The organism is Tenuifilum sp. 4138str (assembly GCF_041102575.1).
Classification (GTDB): domain Bacteria; phylum Bacteroidota; class Bacteroidia; order Bacteroidales; family Tenuifilaceae; genus Tenuifilum; species Tenuifilum osseticum.
The window spans coordinates 227327-250804 of the sequence record NZ_JBGCUE010000004.1 but is presented as its reverse complement, the minus strand read 5'-3'; the positions used below and the strand labels follow the sequence as shown (position 1 = coordinate 250804).

At 39.7% G+C, this 23478-nt stretch carries 17 protein-coding genes and 1 tRNA gene; 4 read left to right on the top strand and 14 right to left on the bottom strand.

The features are described 5' to 3' along the window. Window positions 1-46: 46 nt before the first annotated feature. Window positions 47-967, bottom strand: a complete 921-nt coding sequence (locus AB6811_RS06025; protein WP_369489540.1) for a glycosyltransferase family 2 protein — start codon at window positions 965-967, stop codon at window positions 47-49. Then, a complete protein-coding gene (locus AB6811_RS06020; protein WP_369489539.1) occupies window positions 964-2556 on the bottom strand; it encodes a glycosyltransferase family protein in 1593 nt (530 codons plus the stop codon). The genes AB6811_RS06025 and AB6811_RS06020 overlap by 4 nt, the downstream gene beginning before the upstream one ends. Window positions 2557-2786: 230 nt before the next feature. Here AB6811_RS06020 and AB6811_RS06015 point away from each other — a divergent pair, with 230 nt between their 5' ends. Together AB6811_RS06015 and AB6811_RS06010 are read left to right on the top strand one after the other, a co-directional pair. Further along, window positions 2787-3293 (top strand): plasmid pRiA4b ORF-3 family protein, encoded by a 507-nt coding sequence (locus AB6811_RS06015; protein ID WP_369489538.1) that lies wholly within the window; start codon window positions 2787-2789, stop codon window positions 3291-3293. 4 nt (window positions 3294-3297) lie between these two features. Continuing rightward, complete coding sequence (locus AB6811_RS06010) at window positions 3298-3804, top strand: prolyl-tRNA synthetase associated domain-containing protein (protein WP_369489537.1); 507 nt, start codon at window positions 3298-3300, stop codon at window positions 3802-3804. A 466-nt stretch (window positions 3805-4270) separates the two neighbouring features. On the opposite strand, the gene AB6811_RS06005 is transcribed toward AB6811_RS06010, so the two are convergent. The 12 genes from AB6811_RS06005 to AB6811_RS05950 all read right to left on the bottom strand — a co-directional run bounded on the left by AB6811_RS06005 (window position 4271) and on the right by AB6811_RS05950 (window position 21117). Next, window positions 4271-4453, bottom strand: a complete 183-nt coding sequence (locus AB6811_RS06005; protein ID WP_369489536.1) for a hypothetical protein — start codon at window positions 4451-4453, stop codon at window positions 4271-4273. 665 nt (window positions 4454-5118) lie between these two features. After that, on the bottom strand, window positions 5119-7683 hold the full coding sequence (locus AB6811_RS06000) for an adenosylcobalamin-dependent ribonucleoside-diphosphate reductase (protein ID WP_369489535.1): 2565 nt from the start codon (window positions 7681-7683) through the stop codon (window positions 5119-5121). Window positions 7684-7989: 306 nt separating this feature from the next. Continuing rightward, window positions 7990-9948, bottom strand: coding sequence for a DUF5017 domain-containing protein (locus AB6811_RS05995; RefSeq protein WP_369489534.1), 1959 nt, complete (start codon window positions 9946-9948; stop codon window positions 7990-7992). Between the two features lie 17 nt (window positions 9949-9965). Continuing rightward, window positions 9966-12515 (bottom strand): TonB-dependent receptor, encoded by a 2550-nt coding sequence (locus AB6811_RS05990; RefSeq protein WP_369489533.1) that lies wholly within the window; start codon window positions 12513-12515, stop codon window positions 9966-9968. Window positions 12516-12645: 130 nt separating this feature from the next. Continuing rightward, window positions 12646-13875 (bottom strand): 3-deoxy-D-manno-octulosonic acid transferase, encoded by a 1230-nt coding sequence (locus tag AB6811_RS05985; RefSeq protein WP_369489532.1) that lies wholly within the window; start codon window positions 13873-13875, stop codon window positions 12646-12648. Window positions 13876-13963: 88 nt separating this feature from the next. Beyond that, window positions 13964-14773 (bottom strand): acyl-ACP--UDP-N-acetylglucosamine O-acyltransferase, encoded by an 810-nt coding sequence (gene lpxA, locus AB6811_RS05980; protein WP_369489531.1) that lies wholly within the window; start codon window positions 14771-14773, stop codon window positions 13964-13966. Next, window positions 14773-16170, bottom strand: coding sequence for a bifunctional UDP-3-O-[3-hydroxymyristoyl] N-acetylglucosamine deacetylase/3-hydroxyacyl-ACP dehydratase (locus AB6811_RS05975; protein ID WP_369489530.1), 1398 nt, complete (start codon window positions 16168-16170; stop codon window positions 14773-14775). The genes lpxA and AB6811_RS05975 overlap by 1 nt, the downstream gene beginning before the upstream one ends. 58 nt (window positions 16171-16228) lie before the next feature. Further along, window positions 16229-17275 (bottom strand): UDP-3-O-(3-hydroxymyristoyl)glucosamine N-acyltransferase, encoded by a 1047-nt coding sequence (lpxD, locus tag AB6811_RS05970; protein WP_369489529.1) that lies wholly within the window; start codon window positions 17273-17275, stop codon window positions 16229-16231. Window positions 17276-17317: 42 nt separating this feature from the next. Next, the gene (locus AB6811_RS05965) at window positions 17318-18577 is read right to left on the bottom strand and encodes an HD domain-containing protein (protein WP_369489528.1); all 1260 of its coding nucleotides are present in this window, start codon (window positions 18575-18577) and stop codon (window positions 17318-17320) included. A 53-nt stretch (window positions 18578-18630) separates the two neighbouring features. Next, window positions 18631-19017, bottom strand: a complete 387-nt coding sequence (locus AB6811_RS05960; RefSeq protein ID WP_369489527.1) for a DUF1987 domain-containing protein — start codon at window positions 19015-19017, stop codon at window positions 18631-18633. A 49-nt stretch (window positions 19018-19066) separates the two neighbouring features. Further along, on the bottom strand, window positions 19067-19576 hold the full coding sequence (locus tag AB6811_RS05955) for a DUF1987 domain-containing protein (RefSeq protein WP_369489526.1): 510 nt from the start codon (window positions 19574-19576) through the stop codon (window positions 19067-19069). Window positions 19577-19677: 101 nt separating this feature from the next. After that, entirely contained in the window at window positions 19678-21117 is a 1440-nt protein-coding gene (locus AB6811_RS05950; RefSeq protein WP_369489525.1) for an MATE family efflux transporter, read from the bottom strand. Window positions 21118-21262: 145 nt separating this feature from the next. Between AB6811_RS05950 and AB6811_RS05945 the strand changes: the two genes are divergently transcribed. Together AB6811_RS05945 and AB6811_RS05940 are read left to right on the top strand one after the other, a co-directional pair. Beyond that, window positions 21263-21335, top strand: a tRNA-Met gene (locus AB6811_RS05945). A gap of 980 nt (window positions 21336-22315) precedes the next feature. Then, window positions 22316-23440 (top strand): hypothetical protein, encoded by a 1125-nt coding sequence (locus AB6811_RS05940; protein WP_369489524.1) that lies wholly within the window; start codon window positions 22316-22318, stop codon window positions 23438-23440. Window positions 23441-23478 lie beyond the last annotated feature (38 nt).

Below are 23478 nucleotides of genomic sequence, written 5' to 3'. Positions count from 1 at the left end.
TCCCGCTTAAAGGCTATCCTTTTACGGATAGCCTTTTTGATTTTGATCATTCAATGTTAATTCTCTCTTTAATGATATAAATAGGACGTTGCTTGGTTTCTTCAAATATTCTTGCTATGTAAAGCCCAACTATTCCAAGACTTAACATCTGAGCGCCACCTAGCATGAGTATAAGAATTATAGTAGAAGCCCATCCTGGTATAGTCATGCCATTAATAAATTGAACTAAAACATACATTGAGTAACCCAATCCAAAAATGAATGATAAAATCCCTAATATAAAGGGTATTTTTAAAGGTTTAGATGAGAAAGAAAGTATACCAGCAATTGCAAACTTTATCATCCGAATAAATGTATATTTAGATTTTCCAGAAATGCGCCTGGGTGAATGATACTCAACAAAAGCTGTTTTAAAACCCATCCAATTGATTAAACCCCGATTAAAACGTACTTTTTCAGGCAAACCTAAGAAAACATTGGCGGCATTTCGTGTCATCAAGCGAAAATCGGCACTCCCTTCTTTTAATGGAATATCAGACAGATAATTAAAAAAACGATAGAATAAATGCGATGTTATTCTTTTAATAAATTTTGCATCAACAGTACTTTTTCTAATTGTAAGTACAATATCATAACCTTCATTTGCTTTGTTAATTAATGTTGGGATTAAAGTTGGCGGGTGCTGCATATCTGCATCCATAGTAATTATATAATCGCCCGATGCACTATTCATTCCAGCAATAATTGCAGATTGGTGCCCAAAGTTTCTTGAAAGAGATATACCTTTTACCTTTCTATCATCCATTGCAATTTCTTTAATTGTTGAAAGAGTGCCATCCACACTCCCATCATCAACAAAAATGATTTCAAACTCATACTTATTTGTAAGTACGCGCCTCAATTCATTATATAATAGTTTTATATTACCTTCCTCGTTATAACAAGGCAGCACTACACTTATTTTCATTGTATTTGCTTATAGGGTTTAAGATCAAAAATATAAATTCTTTCGTATTGGTAAGCAACATAATCTGAATAAGGTATTTTAGCCCGCTCCTCCTCATTACCCAAAAACACAACATATCGTGCTCCCCTTTTATATGCATCAACAATAGCTTCCCTATCGGAATATCCATTATATAGAAATTTTGAATATCCAATTCTTCCAAGGGTATACAAATGTACATTAGGAGAATAATCACGTAGGCATAAAATGGTATCAGATGGTTGAATAATTTTTTTTATCTCATCAGATTTGTTTTGAAGTTTTTTTAGATTAATCCCATAGTCATAATTAAACCAGCGCCATGTATCAATATCTCTTTTTTTAAGAAAAATATTATTTACAATCAACTTTGGATTAGCTGAAAAGCGAACCCAACTGCATGTGTATGCATGGAGAACTACAAAAATTATAAAAATATATAATGCTAGATTAATCTTTTTTAAATCTAGGAAACTAAAAAACGAATTAATTTTATAAAGAAAGATAAAAAACAAAACATTAAATACAAAAAGTATCTCTATCAAATAGTAGTCATGAACATCAAAAACCCAATACCAAAGAATAAAGTATGAAAATAAGGCACCTATAGACATAACTATTAACCATTTAAGAAAAGCGTTAATTGAGCCAGAAAATAGTGCAAAAACACCAAAAATTATAAGCGCAAAAACAATAACTCTGTGATACGCATAATTTATCATTGTATTTATTATATGCCAAAAAATTTCATTTCGCTTTTCAGCAGGTATTTCCCATATTGGACGAATTGTTGTTGAAAACAAGTGAGAATCATACTTAGTATTATAATAAATTGCATAATAATACCATGCAGCTACTAATGCTAAAGTAAGAATAAATGAGCCTGAAAGTAATGATATTTTTATTTTATATTTTCTCCAAAAGTAGTAATTATTAAAAAGTTCATAAAAAATAAATGCTCCAATAAAGGACATAAAAACCAATATGCTTGTTATCTTGATAAGTATTGCTAAAGTACTAAAAACAAAGAAGCCAATTAATCCATATAATTTATTATTTTGTAAAAATTGAAATACAAAAAAGCCAGCAATCAAAGTTAAAGCAAATGAAATTGGATTAGGGATAAAATTGTGGGCATATCCAATAAGAATTGGCGATGAAAACATAAAAACGCTAAATATAATTGTATATTTTTGTGATTTTAGATAATACTGTATTACTGTTGCAAATAAAATTATTCCTAAAAAAAGAAGAGAAAAGCCTAATAAACGATACAAAAACTCATTTTGTCCTATTACAGACCATAGTTTGCCCATCAGAAAATATATAATTGGAAATTCAGACACTGCATTCCTGTTACCGTTTTCTAGAATAAGATTTGTTTTCGGTTCAAAAAAAGGCTCGCCCTTCATGTAATTGTAAGTAATTGACAAACAATCTGCTTTGCGCCACTCATGTATAGGCTTAGGCCCTTCAAAAAAATCAATATAGAAACCATACAAAAAGGTTAAAACCACCAATACTGACAATAATTTTAACCTCAAATTAATATCCTTTATGAATCTAATCATATATTACTATTAGAGCGTTCTCCTTTTATCCAAAATTATTAAACTTTATCAAGAATAAAGACCTTTTTGGTTATTTTTTATATTTCGCTAATTTATTACATTCTAACTGGAAATTAAACCTATGATATGCTTAACCCAAAAAACGCTTTTTATAACTTAAATCTACCATAGTAATCCTTACGCTTGCAAAAAATGTTTATATTTGGTGACAATAAGCCAAACTCCTCAAAATGATTGACGTAAAGTTAAGCATAGTAAACTCAAAGCCCGAGATATTCAGAATTATTAGGGTTGATGAAAATATCAACCTACAACTATTTCATGAGGTAATACAAGCAGCCTTTGAGTGGAGTAATATACACTCACATTTTTACAATGCCGATAAGTCAATACTCAAGAATGAGGAAGAGATTTTGTTGGGTAATGCATTGAACAAATGGGAGAGCCTTATCTATGTTTATGATCTGGCCGATTTTTGGACAATATTAATTTCGCTTCTTGCTACAAATTCAGGTGAGCTAAGCAAAAAACCCGTTTGCCTTCAAGGGCAAGGCAAATCGCCACCCGAGGATTCTGGGGGTATAATTAATTACTGTGAAGTACTTGAACTCCTTGCAAAGCATAATAAGGGCGATAGACAATACCCTCTAATTGCCGACTGGCTTGGAGAAAATTACAACCCTAACGAGTTCAATTGCGAACAGGTAAACCTTAACTTTAAAAATCTAGTACTTTAGCCATATGGAGTACCGTGGCGACCCCTTGGTTTACCAAACGCTAAACGAATTAAATATACCGTTTGAATACTACGAGCATCCTGAGGCTCCCACTGTTGAAATTGCCTCTAAATACTGGGAAGGGATAAACTCATCGCACTGCAAAAATCTCTTTTTCAGGAACCACAAAGGGAACAGGCACTACCTGGTAATTCTGGAACACCGTAAGATGCTGAACATTCATCAGCTCGAAAAACTACTAAAACAGGGCAAGTTAACGTTTGCCTCGTCCGAGCGTATGAAACGCTACCTGGGGTTAACGCCAGGTTCGGTATCGCCTTTCGGATTACTTCACGACACCTCTCGCCATGTGCATCTGTTTATCGACAGTGAACTAAAAAACACCCAACGACTTAGCTTTCACCCAAACCTGAATACTGCATCGCTGGTAATTCCAACCATCGATTTTTTCAGGTATCTCAACTGGGTTGGAAATACGTATGAGTTTATTGATTACGTAAATGAGCTGTAGCTTTATTTGCCCAAATATATCATGATAGACTATTCTTTGTCATGCTGTGCGCTGCCCAAGCTTCTCTTTGTACCTATATCACTTTTTTAATGTGATACCTCGACTAGCTCGGAATGACAACACCATTAGCTCCCACACTAACATTTTCATGCTGAGTCCCGATTTATCGGGATAGACTTTGCCGAAGCATCTTTTGGTACATTAAGCCCTTTTTATTGTTTTACGGCTATCACTCTTCGCCATGCTTTTCTGTTGCGATGCAACGCTTCACCCTTGCTCTATGGAAAAAGTATTGCGTGCATCGCTAAACAGATGGGAGCAGTCGTAGATTTACAAATATTTAGCCCCTACAGGGCTTTTCGCTGTACAACTGAATAAGATTCCTCGACTGGCTCGGAATGACAATACCCCTAGTATCCTTACTCCCATTGTCATGCTGAGCTCGTCGAAGCATCTCTATGTCCCTTCAACTTTTAATTAATAAATTCCTTATCCAACAGATATTGCCATAGGCAATGGCATAAAAGCCTGATCCGACAATGGGTCGGGGGTGGAACGTTGTGGTGGGCTTAGTATGCGATACCACATGGGTCACGCCGTAAGCGTGGCGAATTGTATCGCATGGCAGTTCCACCCACGGGGCACCCATCGGGTCGGGCTTTTCAGCCTTGATTTTCTTTAGTTCTTTCTTGTATCAAGACAAGAAAGAACATTTAAAATGCTCTTTGCCATGCTTATCTGTTGCGATGCAATGTATCACCCTTGCTCTTTGGAAAAAGTATTGCGTGCATCGCCATACTGGTGGAGGTAGCTCTTTGGTTACAAATATTACGCCCCTCCGGGGCTTGAGTCGTTGCTTGTTGTTCGTGTATCGTTGTTCGTGAATGCCACGCCATATGCTCTGTGTTACATCGTGTTACACCGTGTAACTCTGTGATAACTATTTATTTGATGGTTGTTGGCTTAAGAAACCACCTTCAGTCATGAATCTGAAATCTGAAATCTGAAATTTTATCCTTTATCCTTAAACATCACCCCCACTGTACACTGCATACTGAACAGGGTACACTAATAATGAGTTCCTTCGTTTCGCTCAGGATTACAAAGGGAGTTTTTCAACTAAGCGACACTAATCCCTAAATATCCAACATCCATTATTGTATAGTACATGATTGAATCAGCTCACCCCACATAATTCCAGAAAGAGTATATACGGTAAACTTATATTTGAATATCATTAATGAGCTTTAATCCAAACATTTCCCCATAAAAAAACCGCCTATACAGGCGGTTTTTTTATAGTTCTAAAAAATACTATCCGCATTTTGAGTGTCCACAGTTCTTACATGTCAAACAACCCTCCTGGTAAATCAGCGACTCTGAACCACACTCCGGACACTTCTTGCCGGGTTTTGCCTTTGTTCCATCGGGTATATAACGGCGCAAGGAACGTTCAACACCAGCAATCCATGAGTTAATACTTTCGTTATCGAGCCTTAACGATGAAACCAGGTTAACCACATCGGGTATGGGCATTCCGTTTCGGAGTACGCCCGATATTAGCTTGGCATAGTTCCAGTACTCCTTGTTGAACATGTGCGAAAGACCACCAATGGTATTAGTATAGCCATACTTATCAACATACTGGAAATCGTAGCGGCTACCATTTTCATCCTTTATCTTGATAATCCTACCCTTTGTAACTGCTTTGGGGATAGGCAGCACATCATCCTCGGTTCTACCAGTAAAAATCTCATACGGACGGCCATCGTAAAGTCCCACGAATGCAACCCAATCCTCATGGCTATTTTTAAACCTGATAACATCGCACTCCAGTACTGGCGGACGCTTGCTTGGGAATGCCGATGATGTAGCTTGTTCCTTTTCCTTTTTGTTGGTAACCAGAACCCCATCGCGTGATCCCTCGCGGTAAACAGTGCACCCTTTGCATCCGCTCTCCCAAGCTGTTTGGTAAACCTTTGCAACCATCTCCTCGGTAATATCTTCGGGGAGATTAACTGTAACGCTAATGGAGTGGTCAACCCACTTTTGAATCATCCCTTGCATACGAACCTTGCTAAGCCAGTCAACATCGTTGGATGTTGCTTTATAGTAGGGCGATTTCTGAACCAGTTCGCTTAGTTGCTCGTCGGTGTAATTCTTTACCTCTTCGGGGTTGTATCCATTCACTTCCATCCAAACCAGGAATTTATGGTGGAATACATTAAACTCCTCCCATGAATCGCCTACCTTATCAACAAACGACACCTTAACATTCTTATCGTTGGGGTTAACCTTACGGCGACGCTTATAGTAGGGCATAAAAACAGGCTCAATTCCCGATGTGGTTTGAGTCATAAGGCTTGTGGTTCCAGTAGGAGCAATGGTTAGCAAGGCAATGTTTCTACGTCCATAAGTAGTCATCTCCTTGTATAATTCCTCATCTTCCGCTTTAATGCGATTAATGAATGGATTATCCTTCTCGCGCTGTGCATTGAAAATTGGGAATGCACCACGTTCCTTTGCGGTGTAAACCGATGAACGATATGCTTCCACCGCTAGCGATTTGTGAACCTCAACCGCAAAATCGATTGCATCGTCAGAGCCATAGCGTAAGTTTAAAGCGGCCAACATATCGCCCTCAGCGGTTATACCAATGCCAGTTCTTCGTCCCTCAATGGTTTTCCTGCGGATCTTTAGCCATAGGTTCCGCTCAACCGATTTAATTTCATCATCCTCAGGGTCATTGGCTATCTTTTCAAGTATAGCATCAATTTTTTCGAGCTCAAGGTCGATTATATCGTCCATCATGCGCTGGGCTGCATGCACATGCTTCTTGAAAAGTTCGAAGTTGAAAGTTGCCTGGGGGGAGAATGGATTATCAACATAGCTGTAGAGGTTGAGCGCCAGTAGGCGGCAACTATCGTAGGGGCAAAGGGGAATCTCACCGCATGGATTGGTCGATACGGTTTTGTAGCCCAAATCGGCATAGCAATCGGGAACCGATTCCCTGATAATGGTATCCCAGAAAAGTATACCGGGCTCAGCCGATTTCCAAGCGTTGTGTACAATCTTTTTCCAAAGCTCGCTAGCATTAATTTCCTGACGGAATTTTGGATTTGATGAGTCAATTGGATATTGCTGCACGTAAGGTTTCCCCTCAATGGCCGCGCGCATGAACTCATCGTCAATCTTTACTGAAACATTGGCACCAGTTATCTTTCCCTGCTCCATTTTGGCATCAATAAACTTTTCGGCATCGGGATGCTTGATGGAGATTGACAGCATAAGTGCGCCACGGCGACCGTCCTGAGCCACCTCGCGGGTTGAGTTGGAGTAACGTTCCATAAAAGGAACTACTCCGGTTGATGTAAGTGCACTATTAAGCACCGGACTGCCCTTGGGGCGAATATGGGAAAGGTCGTGTCCCACGCCGCCACGGCGCTTCATGAGTTGAACCTGCTCCTCGTCAACCTTCATTATTCCACCGTACGAGTCGGCATTGTTATTACCAATTACAAAACAGTTTGATAGCGATGCAATCTGAAACTTGTTTCCAATACCTGTCATTGGCCCACCCTGGGGAACTATGTACTTAAAATCCTTAAGCAAGTGGTAAACCTCCTCTTCGCTCATGGGGTTTGGGTACTTCCGCTCAATGCGTGCAATTTCGCGAGCCAGCCGCCAATGCATATCATCGGGGGTTAACTCATAAATTGTTCCGAACGAGTCCTTAAGGGCGTACTTGCTCACCCAAACCTTTGCGGCCATCTCGTCGCCTTTGAAATACTTAATGCTTGCCTCATAGGCCTCCTCAAAGGTGTAAGTCTTTACCTTTTGCTTTGCTTGTTGTTCCATCAGGGAAATGTCTTTACTCATGGTTATATATTTTTTACTTTATTGACAAAAATTCCATATCACAGCTTTGGCTGTGAGTTGATTAAGCAATTTTTTGTTTTTGAAATTGTAATTACGAATTTATCGAATTGGCTTTACCCAAACCAAAAAAAAACGGTTGTAAATATTAACAACCGTTCATAGTTATTAACAGGATAAAATATTGAATCACTTGAAATTACTAGGGTTTCTGAGACTCAACACATTAAACCGAAGAGCCTGATAAATTGCGGAAAAGAAAAGAGGGCGAAGTTACCTTCGCCCTCAATTTGGAAGCCTCAATTAAAATTAATTACCTCTATTCCAGTTTACCTGATCCTGAGTAAGCTTTCCCTGTGAAACTGCTGCATCTTCCGCAGTCTTGACACGTTTGAATTCACCCGATTGTAATTGGAAAACACCAACATAGGTAACTGTTTTTAGGTCGTTCTGATAAACCTTTAAATAAATCCAGTAGTATACTGGGAATCCAGAAATTTCAGAAACTGCATCAGGGAATTTTAAAGAAAGTAGTTTTGCTGCACCCTCCTCTAGTCGCTGCCAAGTTAGTGCAATCTTTTCACTTTCTGTACCAGTATCAAATCCTGGGATATTATATTGTGTACGTTTAGATAAACGTAAATCCCAGTTTGAATAGTAAGCGCTGGCTCCGTAGTAAAATTCATCATTGCCATAGCTACTACCATAACTACGATCTAAATTTTGATAAACCCAGTCAACTAGGAGTTGATAATCGGCCGATACGGGTGTAAAATAAACAGTTGGATCATAAAACCATTTTGTGCCATCGTTTAGGAACTGATCATTTCTGGTTTCACGATATGAATTTTTTGTCCAATTACCATTGGAGTACTTATATTCAAAAGCAAGAGCTTTGGTTTGGTTACTTTCCGAACGGAACGATACTACCTTGGCATCACCTTCAAGAGCAAACGGATACTTTAACTTGAGGAAAGGAATAATGTAAGCATCGGACTCGCTCGATGTTATATAGGTTTTACCCATTAGTGCGTAATCGTCAGCTTGGATGGCAACGTATTTATTCTCAGCTGCGGCCCAACTTGTACCGTTAAACTTATAGACTTTCCAATACTTCTTAATATTTTCTTCACTCAACACATAGGAAGTCTTGCTCTCAGAAACCTTAACATTATCAATCTGGTAAGTAGTGGTAATTTTTGGACTAGTTGTTGAACGGCTGTCACCTTCATATAAAAAGGCAATACGTACTTTTTGGCCTTTAAAGCCACTCAGATTTGCCTGTCCGGCATTTTGTAAAGTTCCGTAACCGCTGGTTGGGGTTTCCGGTAGAGTAAAATTTGAAGTTAAATCGGTCCACGCTGCATTTCCAATTTCATCAAGGTTACCTGAGTAGTTCGATGAAATTAAAACTTTTAGGCATGTTGCATTCCAGTAACCTACATTAACGTCAAAGGTAAGAATAGGGCTATTAGCATCAGTCAAATCAATTTCTTTGGTAATCAAAAATACATCATTTTTCTCACCGGTATTATTTGAGGTAATCTGGGCATACTGGTTATTGTTATATTTTCTGCAATAGTATATGCCTTTAACACTTCCGGCAACAGTATCCTTTTGTGTCCAACCATTCTCACCTATAGGTGTGTAAGGTGCTGATGTAGCACAAGTATGAGTTTCAAAATTATCATCAAAATACTTAAATTCTGCAACATCAATAACTGGCTCAACTTCGGAGTAATTATATTCAACAAGTCTGTATGCATTGGTCGAGGCTCCCTCAAATTTTTTTAGTAAAACTTGAGGCATTCTTCCAATTGTAGATGGGGTGAAAGATTTAACAAATAAGGTGGAACTTTTCCATACAGAATCCTTATACTCCTGTTCGCTAATAATATTGTTTGAATACAAATCAAGTAAGTTAGCAGGAGTATTGTATTGAACATCATATTGAATGTTTGCTGAAGACCCCTTGCTTAGAGCAGGGAAATTTTTTGTCAATATGTCAGGTATATAATCCTTACCTGCAAAACGCTCATTAAATGCTAGTTGTGTTTTAATTGCTTTAGCTAAAGTGCTATCGTCATAGGTTTTTGCATCTTTTAATGCCAAATTACTTGCATTAGTATAATCTGCACTAACAAGTGTGTAGGTAATTACATCTTTGTATGGTTGCTTAGCATCGTCTAGTTTCTGATAGGTATCCTCCATAGGATCACAAGCCCACAGCAACGAGACACCAAGTAAAATTGCTATTATCTTTTTCATTATAAATCCTCCCAATTTTAAAAGTTAATTCTTAAACCAGTTGACCAGGTTCTTCCAAAACCAAAGAATACATAAGAAGTAAATTCATCGTGATTAGCGCCATCAGTAGCATCGGCAATATACTCAGTATTAAGCAAATTATTAACATTGCCATAAAGAGTAGCATTCAGATTTCCAATTTTGAAACGATAGTTAGCATCTAGATCTATGGTGTAATAATTTGGCATGCGCCAAGCATCTTGCTTTGAATCGGGAGTTGTTCTAGTAGTAGGGTCAAAATCGGCGTAGTTCTTAGCATACCAATTTACATCAGCTCCAATCTTTAACTTTGGAAGAACTTCATAGTTACATGAAACAGCGGCAGAAACCTGAGCAGAGTTTCCTACATGTACGTTTTTAATGTATGCATTATAAGTGCCAATAAGTTCTTGGTTGTCATTATAAAGTTTGAAATTAACATCATCGGACCAGCGGTAATCGCCCCAAGAGAACATACCCCTAATATCAAGCTTGGAAATTGGTTTAACAACGCCTTCAACTTCAACACCTTGATGCAATGCGTTAATACCTAGGATATTTGCAGTTTGCCCACTAAGACTTTTTACTAACCCTTTATCGAGCCACTGGGTATGGAATAGATTTACTTTTACATTGAAAATTCTTGAAGCATAGTTATACCCCAACTCGGCAGTAATAATACGTTCATACTTTACACCATCGTTAAATGTATTGGTATTATTCAAGAAGGAATTGCTAAAAATAGGTGCTCTCTTGATATAACCACCGTTTACAAAAACATTGTGCTCCCCATATACCTTGTAATTGAAACCAACTTTAACATTCCAAGGCAAGAAGTCATGCCATGCCGATGCGCGATTACCGGGTTCATACTGGAAATAATCTACTCGCCTATAGTTGTTACTTGCAATGGCCATCGATAGGAAACCAGAGTAGTTATCTTTGATATACTCACCTTGAGCAAATAGCCCTAACCAAAGTACCTGTCCTAGGTAATGGTAGTTTACATAATCTCCTTTGTAAAGCGGTTGACTTGCAGGACGATTAATATTCTTATTATCCAGGAAATATTTGCCCCCAAGCAAATCATCAATCTTATAGGCATGTACACCATTATAAAAACGTCCATCGAAACCAGCAGTTAACTTAAGGCTCTCAATGTTAGTAGTAAAGGTTGATAAAGCTCCATACCACTGATGGTCATTTACAGCATTAGCTATAATACATGTTGAACCATTCATTGCTGCAGCATTTTGCTGTATTACCCAATCATAGTCATAATATCCCTCTTTGGTAAGAGCAGTTACATCATACGGCAATCCACTGGGGAACTGACGACTTAGCCATGTTGAATTTTGCCCATAAACCCTACGACCACCACCAGTAGCTAACGATGCATAAATTTGTGTTGTAAGCATTGAGTTATCGTTTAGCTTCCAGTAGTGATTTAATGACATTTGGGGTTTATGGTAAAAATTGTAAGCATATCCTGTAGTATAGATTTGCCCGTTGCGATAGCCAAAGTCAGAATTCCACTTAATTCCATTTGGATTGTCACGGAACTCTTGGATAGTATGCTTATTATTTCGTTGGTTGTGCCACTGAGGGGCTCCAAATGCATTAAAGGTTATTGTATGTTTCTCATTAATTTTTTTCGAAATGTTTGCAAAATATGAGTAACCCTCAAAATTGGTAGCTTGTACATATCCATTTCCAGTAGTATAACCACCCGATACGGTAACAGCCCAACCATTTTCCATTAAACCAGTTGAAACAGTGAAATTCTGTTTTCTATAGCCATCGTTACCAAAACCATAGTAGTATGAGCCTCCTTTTTGAGCATCAGTTGACTTTGTAACAATATTAATGGTACCCCCAACTGATGACAAAGCCAATTTGGAAGCACCTAAACCTCGCTGAACCTGCTGATTTGCGGTTACATCGGATAGTCCTGCCCAGTTGCTCCAGTATACCTTACCATTTTCCATGTCGTTTACTGGAATTCCATTTATTAAAACCCCGATGTTATTTGAATCAAATCCACGAAGGTAAATTCTTGAATCTCCAAAACCACCTCCGGTTCTTGTAGCATATACCGATGGTGTTATTTTGAGTATCTCAGGGAATTCCTTGTTTCCTAACTTTTCAACAATTACCTTTGGCTCAATTGTTGAAACAGCTACTGGGGTTGTCCTATCCCGAACAAACGATGCTGTAACAAGAACTTCCTCAATATCAACCAAACTAGGGCTTAACTTAATGGTACCAAAGTCAACATCGCCAGTTACCTCAACATTTTTTTCAAAGTCTAGGTAGCCCACATAAGAAAACTTAATCACATGCTTTCCAATTGGAACTTTAAAGTTAAATGAGCCGTCAACGCTTGTTGAAGTTCCAATAGTTGTGCCCTCAACTACTACAGCAGCACCAATTAAAGGGTTTCCATTGTTTGAGTCAACAATTATCCCTTTTATTACTCCCTGCCCTAAAGTCCACATTGGAGCAAGGAATAAAAGCATTAACAATGTACGCCAAATCGTTCTTTTCATAGGTTTTTGATTTTAGAGTTAATTAAGGCTAATATTCATTTATGCAAATTTAATTTCATATAATACCGAAAAATCACAAAGTAACATTAACAAATTGTTAAACCCCCGCAAACGTTTGAAACAAATAGTTTCATGGAGCAGTAATAACCTCAAGGATTTTTTGAGTGGCCCCAACGCCTGAATTTACCATTTGTTTTGCTTCACTTGCCGATAGCTGGTAGAAATTTTTGTCGAAGAGCAGTAAGTTTAGTAAATCCACTAGCTCATCGTAAGTTTTGATAGAAAATCCTGCTTTACGGGTAATCAAATCTTTTGCCTCTTGGAATTTTTGAAAGTTGGGCCCGAATATTACGGGAATACCGTAAACAGCAGCCTCAAGGGTATTGTGGATACCCACTCCAAACCCTCCTCCTATGTAGGCAACATGACCATACCTGTAAATTGACGATAGCAAGCCGATTGTATCAACAATGAGTATCTTTGCTTGCTTAACCTCTTCGGGGTTGGATTTGGTAAATCGAACAGCTGGAACTGGCGACTTACCCATTATATCCTTTATATGCACCTCCGTTACCTCATGCGGAACAACAACTAACTTCAAATCGGGGAACTTTGTTACTAAGGGTAAAATAATATCCTCATCTTTGGGCCACGTGCTACCAGCTACAAGCACCTTATGGTTTGATGCAAAGTTTTCAACAATAGGGATACTCTTTGCATCGGAGGCTATTCTGGAAACCCTATCGAATCGGGTATCGCCAGTAATCATAACATTGGTATAACCTATGCTGGCAAGCAGATCCTTTGATTGTTGGTTTTGTACAAAAAAGTATGTGAATGCTTTGAGAAACTTGCGATACCATCCACCATAGGGTTTAAAGAACACCTGGTCGGGTCGGAAAATCCCTGACACAAGGTAGGTTGGGATACTCTTTTTCCTAAGCTCATTGAGGTAGTGATACCAAAACTCATACTTAATGAAAATGGCCATTGCCGGATTTACCATTTTTATGAACCTGCTTGCATTGGAGTAGGTGTCCAGTGGTAAGTAGAAGATATAATCGGCTCTGGAATAGTTTTTCCGAACCTCGTACCCCGATGGGGAAAAGAAAGTAAGCAATATTTTAGCATTAGGTTTCTTCTGCTCTATGGCCTCAATAACAGGTCTTCCCTGCTCAAACTCGCCTAACGACGAACAGTGTACCCAAATAATTTCAGAATTAGGCTCTATTTGACTTTTAAGTTTTTCCCATATCCCAACTCTGCCCCTATAAAAATGCCTTGCCTTGGTGTTGAATGCCGATGCGATAAAGACCAGCAGTTGATAAAATCGAATTGACAGGTTGTAAAGAAATACCATATAAGATTGGTTCTATAAGTTCAGTCAAATATAGCTAAAGGTAAAACCTATACCAAAAAAAGTGCCGGCAAAAGCCGGCATGATATTCCTAAAGTTCTACACCCTCATCGGGATTGGAACCAGTATACTCCCTCACAATTCCTCGTTTTGAGTTCTTAATAAAGGATGTTACTATTTCGCGCTCAGGAGTGGCTTCCATATTCTCCTCAATGTAAACTAATGCCTGGCTTACGTTCATACCTTTATTATAGATATTCCGGTATAGTTCCTGTATTGTTCCAATTTGCTGAGGGGTAAACCCTCTACGGCGAAGACCTACCAGATTAATACCAGCAAAAGTTAAAGGCTCCCGTGCTGCTATTATAAATGGAGGAATGTCCTTATTAACCTTTGATCCACCCTGAACCATAACATGAGCGCCAATACGCTCAAACTGATGTACTAGCACGTGTGCGCTTAAAATGGCATGGTCGTCAATCTCAACCTCACCGGCAATCTGGGTGCCATTGCCAATTATGATATTATTCTTTAGGATACAATCATGTGCAATATGGGAGTATGCCATTAGGAGACAGTTACTACCCACCACTGTTTTCCCCCTTGATGCTGTACCCCGGTTCACCGTTGCGCATTCACGGATGGTGGTGTTATCGCCAATTTCGGCAGTGGTAATCTCACCTTTGAATTTTAAATCCTGTGGTATTGCAGAGATTACTGCTCCCGGAAATATTCGGCAGTTCTTGCCAATGCGTGCACCATCCATGATGGTAACATTTGGTCCAATCCATGTACCATCGCCAATTACAACGTCGCCTGCAATGTATGTGAATGGTCCAATGGTTACATCCTTGCCAATTTTGGCATCGGGATGAATAAATGCGTTGCTATGCTGTGTCATTATTCTTTAACTTTAGTTATTTGAGCCATAAGAATTCCTTCCATAACCAATTGATCGCCCACAAATGCCTGTCCGGTCATGTTGGCAATTCCCCTGCGAATGGGTTCGTTGAGGAAGCATTTAAAAAGAATTGTATCGCCCGGAACAACTTTTCGTTTGAAACGAACCTGGTCAATCTTTAAGAAGTAAGTTAAATAGTTCTCCGGATCGGGAACAGTATTAAGAACAAGAATGCCACCGGTTTGTGCCATTGCTTCAACCTGAAGTACACCTGGCATTACCGGTTCATCGGGGAAATGTCCCACAAAAAAGGCCTCGTTCATGGTAACATTCTTCATGCCCACCACGGTGGTACCATCCATGTAAAGAATCTTGTCAATTAATAGGAATGGAGGACGATGTGGAAGAATTTTCATGATCTGATTCACATCCATCAAGGGAACCCTATTGGGATCGTAATCGGGGGCAACAGGTTTTAGGCGCTCCTGCTTGTAGTGCTTCCGAAGAATCTTAGCAAATTCGGTGTTAGCCTTGTGGCCTGGACGCATGGCAATAATTTTTCCCTTAATGCGAGCACCAACAAGGGCAAAGTCGCCAACCATATCGAGCAGCTTATGGCGTGCCGGTTCATTATCGAAATGTAGGTCGAGGTTATTAAGAATACCTTCGGGTTTAACGGCAATGTGTGGCTTATTAAATAGATCGGCAATCCGGTCAAGTTCCTCCTGTGGAACCTTGTGCTCCATAACAACAATGGCATTCTCCAGGTCGCCACCTTTAATTAGGTTGTGTTTAAGCAACACCTCTAACTCATGGAAGAACACAAAAGTACGGCAGGGTGATATTTGTTCAGGGAACTCATCAATTGAGTTCATCTTGGCATACTGGTGGCCAAGCACTCTTGAGTTGTAATCGACCATCACATCGATACTCAGCTTATCGTCGGGGTAAATGATTATTTCGATGTTGTTTTTTTCATCGGTATAAACCATTTTCTCCTTAATGCAAAGGTAGTTCCGCTCAGCACCCTGCTCAACTGTTCCTACCTTGGCAATAGCCTCCACAAAATACTTGGAGCTACCATCCATTATCGGCATTTCAGGTCCGTTAACCTGCACCAATGCGTTATCAATCCCCATACCGTAAAGGGCAGCCATCATGTGTTCAATGGTGCTAACCTTTGCATTTTTAACCGCAATGGTGGTTCCCCTTGAAGTGTCAATAACATTATCGGCAACCGCTTCAATTCTAGGCTGACCCTCCATATCGGTTCGCTGGAATATGATACCGGTGTTAACCTCGGCCGGTAGTATTGATACTTCTACCTCGGCGCCAGTATGTAACCCCTTACCTGTCAAGGTAACCGCCTGTGCTATAGTTCTTTGTTTATCTGCCATTTTGATTAAAATTTCAGTTAAACTACAAAAAGGCGCATTTGAGCGCCTTTGCATACTGCTATTTATTAAGTTTTGATCGCAACTCTTCCACTACCTGCTCCAGCTCATGAATTTTATTCATCAGCTCAGGCAAATTCTTATACACAGCCATTGATCGGCGTTGTTTGCCAATTTCATTGGCTGGGCTTCCTAAAACTATTACTCCGGGTTTTCGGATATCGCCTGAGATACCGGCCTGTGCGCCAGCTTTAACCCCATCGGCAATTTTAACATGGGGGCTCACTCCAACCTGACCGCCAAACATACAATTTTTTCCAATCTTGGTTGATCCTGCAACACCTGTTTGGGCAGCCATAACCGTATTTTCGCCAACCTCAACATTGTGTGCAATGTGAACATGATCGTCAATCTTAACCCCTTTGCGAAGTATTGTTGACCCCATGGTTGCCCTATCAACCGTAGCATTAGCGCCTATCTCCACGTAATCTTCAATTATCACATTCCCAATCTGTGGAATTTTCTTGTAGTTGGTTTCCTCGCTCGATGCAAATCCGAAACCATCGGCACCAATAATAGCACCACTGTGGATGATACAGTTGCTACCAATAACACACTCCTCGTAGATCACCACACCCGGGTATAGAATAGTATTATCGCCAACTTTTACTTTGGGGCCAATGTAAACCTGAGGGTATACCTTCACATTGTTACCCAAAACAGCCCCTTCCGAAATATAGCTGAAAGCTCCTATGTAGGGGTCTTTCCCAATTTGCGCCGACTTGTGAATGAATGATGGCTCCTCAATTCCGCTCTTGGGTTGCTTTGACTGAGCATACAAGTTCAGAAGCGACGCAAAAGCCTCGTAGGCATTGTTTACCCTTACAAGCGTTGCCTCAACCGGTTGATCAGGAACAAAATCGTTATTTACCAGAACTATTGATGCCTTAGTAGTGTATATGTAAGGAATATATTTTGGATTGGCCAGGAATGCAAGCGACCCAGGAAATCCCTCCTCAATTTTTGCCACTGTATGCACCTTAACGTTGGGATCGCCATCAACAGAGCCTCCCAAAAAGTCAGCTATAAGTTTTGCTGTAAATTCCATATTAAGTTATTGTAAACAATTTGCAAAACTAATTAATTTAATCTAAATGCCCCTAAGCTGTTTAGGATAACAAAGAAAAAATTTTTTGGTTTTGTCGGAAAGAGCTTTAGCGTTGAGCATGTCAGAGGCTATGGCAATATCAACTAGTTTTCCGTTGTTGTAAAGAATTTGAATTGCTTCCTCGCCAGGTTTATAGGCGTTAATGCTAATGGTGTCAGTAAAAACAAAGTAATCAGAGAAATCAGCCAGATCAATATACTGCTTTCTAAATTCTGCCATCAACCGGTTTAGCCTTTGGCTATCAAAGCCTGTGCTATTCAACTCAACACTAGGCAAACGGCGGTTAACAATCATGTTGGCAAGCTGTGAAAGAGTCTTATCGCCATGGCGTATCCACTGCTTTGCAGCAACCATAACATCATTGTCATCAATGTGGGCAAAGTGCTGAAGTGGAAGCGGAGCCTCTGGCATTTTGGGGTTTGGGAAAAAATCGGCCTTGGTTAGCTTGTTCGTGAGCAAGAAAAGTAAAGGCTCGCTACAGTAAATATCTTGGCCCTGAAGCACTAGTTCCTTAGCCCTTTCCAACAGTTTTATTAGCACCTGCTCAGCAGCAACAACCGTTTTATGAAGGTATACCTGCCAGTACATAAGCCTACGGGCAATCAGGAATTTTTCAATTGAGTATATACCCTTTGCTTCCACTACCAAGGTGTCGTCAACCACATTTAACATTTTTATGATACGTTCCGTGCCAATTATCCCCTCGGATACACCTGTGTAAAAGCTATCGCGCTTGAGGTAATCCATACGATCCATATCCAGCTGTCCTGAAATAAGTTGGTGAAGGAAGTGGCGAGGGTACTTATCCTCGAATATTTCAATGGCAAGTGAAAGTTTCCCATCAAACTCCTTGTTGAGCTGGTACAAAAAGCATCGGCTTAAGTGTTCATGGCTGATATCGTTAGCAATTACATGCTCCAGGGCATGTGAGAAAGGCCCGTGACCAACGTCGTGGAGCAGAATTGCTACGGCAGCAGCTTCGGCCTCGGTATCGGAAATATCGAGCCCCTTGCTTCGGAGTGTTTCAATAGCGAGGTCGAGTAGGTGCATTGCACCAATGCAGTGCTGAAATCGGGAATGAACGGCGCCAGGATATACCAGGTAACTCAGTCCGAGCTGCTTGATGTTTCGCAAACGCTGGAAGTAGGGATGTTCAATAAGGTCAAAAATTAATGGGTGGCTTATGCTGATAAAGCCATGAACCGGATCGTTTACAATTTTTTTCTTATTAGTCCCATTCATAAAAAACTATCACCCCGGAGGGGTGATATATTGCTATACCAACTCAATAAGGATTAGCCTTTAATTTCAACCAAATTAAAATCCACCTTGTTTATTAAAGCTTTATAGTCATTCCCAGCAAAGTAGATATCCTCATCGTCCTCCTCAAAATACCAGTTAATGGTAACCTTTTTCCCAGTGTCAACTGCAAGCTTCTCAAACTTTTTCATGATATCAAAAATACGTTTTGAGGAGCTGGTGTTAAAGTACTCAAACTTCAGGTGTACAATTGTTTCGGGTTGAGGATTTGTTGCATATTCATCAATCCATCGCAGAATGGGTTGGTAAAAGTCGATTACATTTTCAGGAATCGATCGTCCCTCCATGCGAATAACACCAGTATCGGGATCGAAGTTCACGTATGGTGTTGTTGCCGTTTCTCTCAACTCGTACTTTTGCATAACCAAAAGTTTTATTACTAAAAAAACAAATATGCAAAAAAATTAGATACTATGAAAATTCCTGTAAAATTTGGTACTCATCGCCATGGCCATTTCTAACTATTGCATCCCAGTACCTATATGAAATTATGGCCTCAGTGCCCGTTTTCTTACTCCGGATTTTGACCTTTTTGAAGCGTTCCTTTTCTACATCAACGCCAATAAACTCAAAAGGCAGTTCGAATATTGACGCAAAATCGTGACCGAGCTGAAGAATGGCATCGTCTTCAATTTCGTGTCGCCATTTTACTGATACCTGTGTTTTGACGCCATGAATCTCTTCGAGTTTACGAAAAATCTCACTTATGTACTTATTTGAGCTACTGTTGGAATACTCTAAAAAGATAATCACTTGGGTATTTGGCGAAGGTTTTTGGCAATAACCTTCAACCCACTCCAAAAGGGGTTGCCAAAAGGTAAAAGGATCTTCGGTAATTGAACGACCTTCTATTTCGAGAATTCCCTCATCGGAAAAATTTACGTACGGACAATCCTGTGTTTTTTCAATAAGTATTCCCATTCCTATGGTTTTTTACCATGCCAATTAAGGACTATTGTCAAAAGTATTAAAAAAAAAGATCTAAAGCAAATGCATTTTTATGAACATCAGCTTTTCTCAGGTTAAATACCCCTAGCAAAATTAACAATAGCCCTAAAGGAAAATATCCTTAACCCAAAAACTACAAGTAAACTTGATGCAAGAGTTGCTATGAATCCCGTTAGGTTATTACCAACGGTGTGTTGAATTATCAAACCCAAGGCTGTGTAAATTACTATGTATAATGATAATTTTAGCACCGATGTTTTGCTAATTGCACTCCCTTGACTACGAATAAAGAAAAAAGCTTGCAGTAAAGATGCTATTGCATTAGCTAAAAGGTTAGCCATGGCTGCACCAATCACACCAAAACGCGGTATAAGGATTAGCATGGAAACAAGGCTTACAATTACTGCGCCGAGCGATACTCTACAAAGCAACCAAATTTTCCCCTTGGCTGTTAGAGCAGTTCCGAAAAGATATGATAATGCTACAAAAACAAAAGAGCCCATTAGTAAAACCAATGCTTTAGATGAAACATCGATATGCTCATGGTATAGAACGCTCATTACCGGACGGTTATAAATCATAGATGGAACTGCAACGGTAACAACGGGAACTAGAATTAGGTTAAACGAAAAATTAAGTAATTCCGTAATATCTTCCTGGTTACTCATCATGCGAGAGAAAATTGGAAGCATAAGCGCAGCAAACAGGTATGAGTACATGTTAAATGCATCAAATAATCTAAATGCCTGAGCATAAATGCCTGCCGAAACTGCTCCCTCAGGGCATAAACGTTCCACCATCACTGTATCGAGCCTGCTGTAGAGTGTCATAAGAAGAACCAGCGCGGCAAATGGCAAGCCCTTTTTAATCAGTGTTACTATAGTAATCCTGTCAAACTCCCTATAAATTGCAATACTATATTTCCCTTGAAGCAACCAAATTGCAATAAATATTGCAACTACATAAGCTAAGGTTTGTGATAGTGCAAATACCTCAACTGTTAATTGTATTTTAAGGTTTCCCCATAAAAGTAACGATACCAAAACTATAACAATTGCTTTATCCATAACACTTAACACGCTATCGGCCTTAAAAAGATGTAAGCCATTAAGGTTTGATCGGATAAAAAGTAATAGCGATGCTAAAAATTGGTTAAGTGTTAGCACGGCTAAAAGGACTATATGCCTTTTCCCAAAACCCAATGAAACCCCAATACCCAATGTAACCATAAAATACACCAATGCCAACACTAACTTGATTACCAGTACATTTGCAAACTGTTGCGATATCAACTGTGGGTTGTAGCTGATTTCGCGGTTATTGAAATTGGTTATACCAAGATCGAGTAAAAAATTGAAAAGAAGTGAGAAGTTAAAGAGCGCAAAGTAAAAACCATACTCCTGAGCACCAAGTACAATTTGCACATTGCGGTCAATGGCAAATATCCAAAGCGGTTTTACTACCACATTTAAAAGCAAAAGGAAAATTAAATTGGTGGCAAATAATTTTCTCATTTATAGCAAGTATAGTAGCGCAAGATATTTTAAATGTAGCAAAATGCGATATGCAAAGCTCAAAAACATCTGTTTTTGTTAAAAAAAATTAATAGTTTTTTGTTGATTAGGTGAACTTGACTATATTTGCACACGCAAACTGAATTGCGGGGTGGAGCAGTTGGTAGCTCGTTGGGCTCATAACCCAAAGGTCGCAGGTTCGAGTCCTGCCCCCGCTACAAAGAAGTAAACCCCGCTTTTGGCGGGGTTTTGTATTTTTAACCTTCAATTAACTGCTAAATCTAATTTTTTACCGAATAACCCCCTGTTGATTTTTCACTCGCAGGTTCGTGTTCCCGCTTGGCGGGACTGGCTCTGCACCCGCTACAAAGAAGTAAACCCCGCTTTTGGCGGGGTTTTATGTCATTACTCCCCACTTAACCGATAATCCCATTTTTACCGCATAATCCCCTGTTGATCTATTCACTCGCTGGTTCGAGTTCCCGCTTGGCGGGACTGGCTCTGCCCCCGCTACAAAGAAGTAAACCCCGCCAATGGTGGGGTTTTGATTTTTAATCCTCACTTAACTGCTAAATCCATTTTTTTACCGCATATTCTCCTGTTGATTTATTCGCTCACAGGTTCGAGTTCCCGCTTGGCGGGACTGGCTCTGCCCCCGCTACAAAGAAGGAAACCCCGCCAATGGCGGGGTTTTGTATTTTTAATCTTCACCTAATTGCTAAATCCAATCTTTACCGCATAATCCCCTGTTGATTAATTCACTCGCAGGTTCGAGTTCCCGCTTAGCGCGGGACTGGCTCTGCCCCCGCTACAAAGATGTAAACCCCGCCAATGGCGGGGTTTTATGTTTTAATTAACCACTTAACCTATAATTCCAATTTTTACCGCATTACCCCCTGCTGAATTATTCACTCGCAAGTTCGAGTTCCCGCTTGGCGCGGGACTAGCTCTGCACCCAGTTGTTAATAGGATGAAACTAAACAAAAGGGGAACTCAATTTGATTTAATGCTATGGCTTAGTTCACCAATAAAAGAGGTTCTTAATTAAAGCCTTTGTCTATAAATATTAGCTGTTGATATTCATTTATTTCTGTACTATCAAACAAAAAAGTTATCTTATCAAATTCCAGACCCAATAGATTGACAAAACATAGAATATACATTAACTTGACCAACCAAACTAAACCAACCACAGGCCATGAAAAAAATTCTATTTGCATTTATTTTGCTCGCAAGCCAAACAATACTTGCACAGGAAACTGTAACCATAAAATTTATTAGACCATCAAAGGTTCAAGGGTCAGCTGCAAAAATCCGAATTATCATTAATGATAACGAATATGTTCTTAAAAATGGAGCCGAAACCACGGTAATTATTCCTCACGATTACAGCAAACCTCTACTAGTTGAAGCATCGGCTGGTGGTACTCGTCAATCGTACAGATTGAGAGCTATTCCTAGCGAGAAGTATGTGTTTGAAACAGGTTTTGAGTTCAAAGGGATTTACCTGAAACTCCTTGAGGGGAAAGAGCTTGCAGTAGGAGAAGTGGTACATAAATTAGATACTGCAAAAGCAGGGGGTGAAACCACTCTAAAGGTTGATAAGGATGGGCGAGCAGTGGGGTTTACCATTGAGCGGATTGATGAGTCGGAAGCCATAAGGCAGGAGTGGCTTTCACGGGGCGGAAGAATTAAAAACGAGTCAGTCCTTTTAACAGGAACTTACTTCGGAATGGACCTGAAGGATTTTGACACCCACGTTGATGGTTACGGTGGGGGTATATCGGCCTACCAGAACTGGATTAACCTTAAAATCCCAGAGTTCAAATCGGGAATTTCAACCTGGAACAGTTTCAACTACGGATGGGGCATTGACATGCTACTGTATAGGTACAAATTAAATATGGACCTTTCCCCATCGGGAAGTGTGGATATGTCGGTTCTTACCCTATCGTATCCAATCTCTGCAAACCTAGGTTGGACTTTTGGAATAGGCAAGTTTCTTGACCAAGGAAACTGGAAAGGGGTAGCACTAACCCTCAAGTATAAACCTTCAGTAACGCTAAACATGGTAAGCACTACCTCAACCATTAAAATGCCAGAACCACTAAACACCACCCAAACCGATTACAGCAGCGATACAAATGCAAGCATCAACCTTGGCGGTTTTGGCGTTGACTTTGAATTTTCAAACTTCACCGCAACAATGAATAGGTTAGCCCCCACCCCAAAAACTAAGTTCTCATTCTTTGTATTACCACCAGTTGGCGACACACCGCTATTTGTATCAATAAGTTTAGGTATCTCGTGGTACTCACGGTAGTTTGAGTAAAAAGTATAATAAAGACCGAACATTTGTTC

Coding starts and splice junctions, on each gene's coding strand:
- AB6811_RS06025 (WP_369489540.1), bottom strand. CDS start 967: ATGAAAATAAGTGTAGTGCTGCCTTGTTATAACGAGGAAGGTAATATA.
- AB6811_RS06020 (WP_369489539.1), bottom strand. CDS start 2,556: ATGATTAGATTCATAAAGGATATTAATTTGAGGTTAAAATTATTGTCA.
- AB6811_RS06015 (WP_369489538.1), top strand. CDS start 2,787: ATGATTGACGTAAAGTTAAGCATAGTAAACTCAAAGCCCGAGATATTC.
- AB6811_RS06010 (WP_369489537.1), top strand. CDS start 3,298: ATGGAGTACCGTGGCGACCCCTTGGTTTACCAAACGCTAAACGAATTA.
- AB6811_RS06005 (WP_369489536.1), bottom strand. CDS start 4,453: ATGGGTGCCCCGTGGGTGGAACTGCCATGCGATACAATTCGCCACGCT.
- AB6811_RS06000 (WP_369489535.1), bottom strand. CDS start 7,683: ATGAGTAAAGACATTTCCCTGATGGAACAACAAGCAAAGCAAAAGGTA.
- AB6811_RS05995 (WP_369489534.1), bottom strand. CDS start 9,948: ATGAAAAAGATAATAGCAATTTTACTTGGTGTCTCGTTGCTGTGGGCT.
- AB6811_RS05990 (WP_369489533.1), bottom strand. CDS start 12,515: ATGAAAAGAACGATTTGGCGTACATTGTTAATGCTTTTATTCCTTGCT.
- AB6811_RS05985 (WP_369489532.1), bottom strand. CDS start 13,875: ATGGTATTTCTTTACAACCTGTCAATTCGATTTTATCAACTGCTGGTC.
- lpxA (WP_369489531.1), bottom strand. CDS start 14,773: ATGACACAGCATAGCAACGCATTTATTCATCCCGATGCCAAAATTGGC.
- AB6811_RS05975 (WP_369489530.1), bottom strand. CDS start 16,170: ATGGCAGATAAACAAAGAACTATAGCACAGGCGGTTACCTTGACAGGT.
- lpxD (WP_369489529.1), bottom strand. CDS start 17,275: ATGGAATTTACAGCAAAACTTATAGCTGACTTTTTGGGAGGCTCTGTT.
- AB6811_RS05965 (WP_369489528.1), bottom strand. CDS start 18,577: ATGAATGGGACTAATAAGAAAAAAATTGTAAACGATCCGGTTCATGGC.
- AB6811_RS05960 (WP_369489527.1), bottom strand. CDS start 19,017: ATGCAAAAGTACGAGTTGAGAGAAACGGCAACAACACCATACGTGAAC.
- AB6811_RS05955 (WP_369489526.1), bottom strand. CDS start 19,576: ATGGGAATACTTATTGAAAAAACACAGGATTGTCCGTACGTAAATTTT.
- AB6811_RS05950 (WP_369489525.1), bottom strand. CDS start 21,117: ATGAGAAAATTATTTGCCACCAATTTAATTTTCCTTTTGCTTTTAAAT.
- AB6811_RS05940 (WP_369489524.1), top strand. CDS start 22,316: ATGAAAAAAATTCTATTTGCATTTATTTTGCTCGCAAGCCAAACAATA.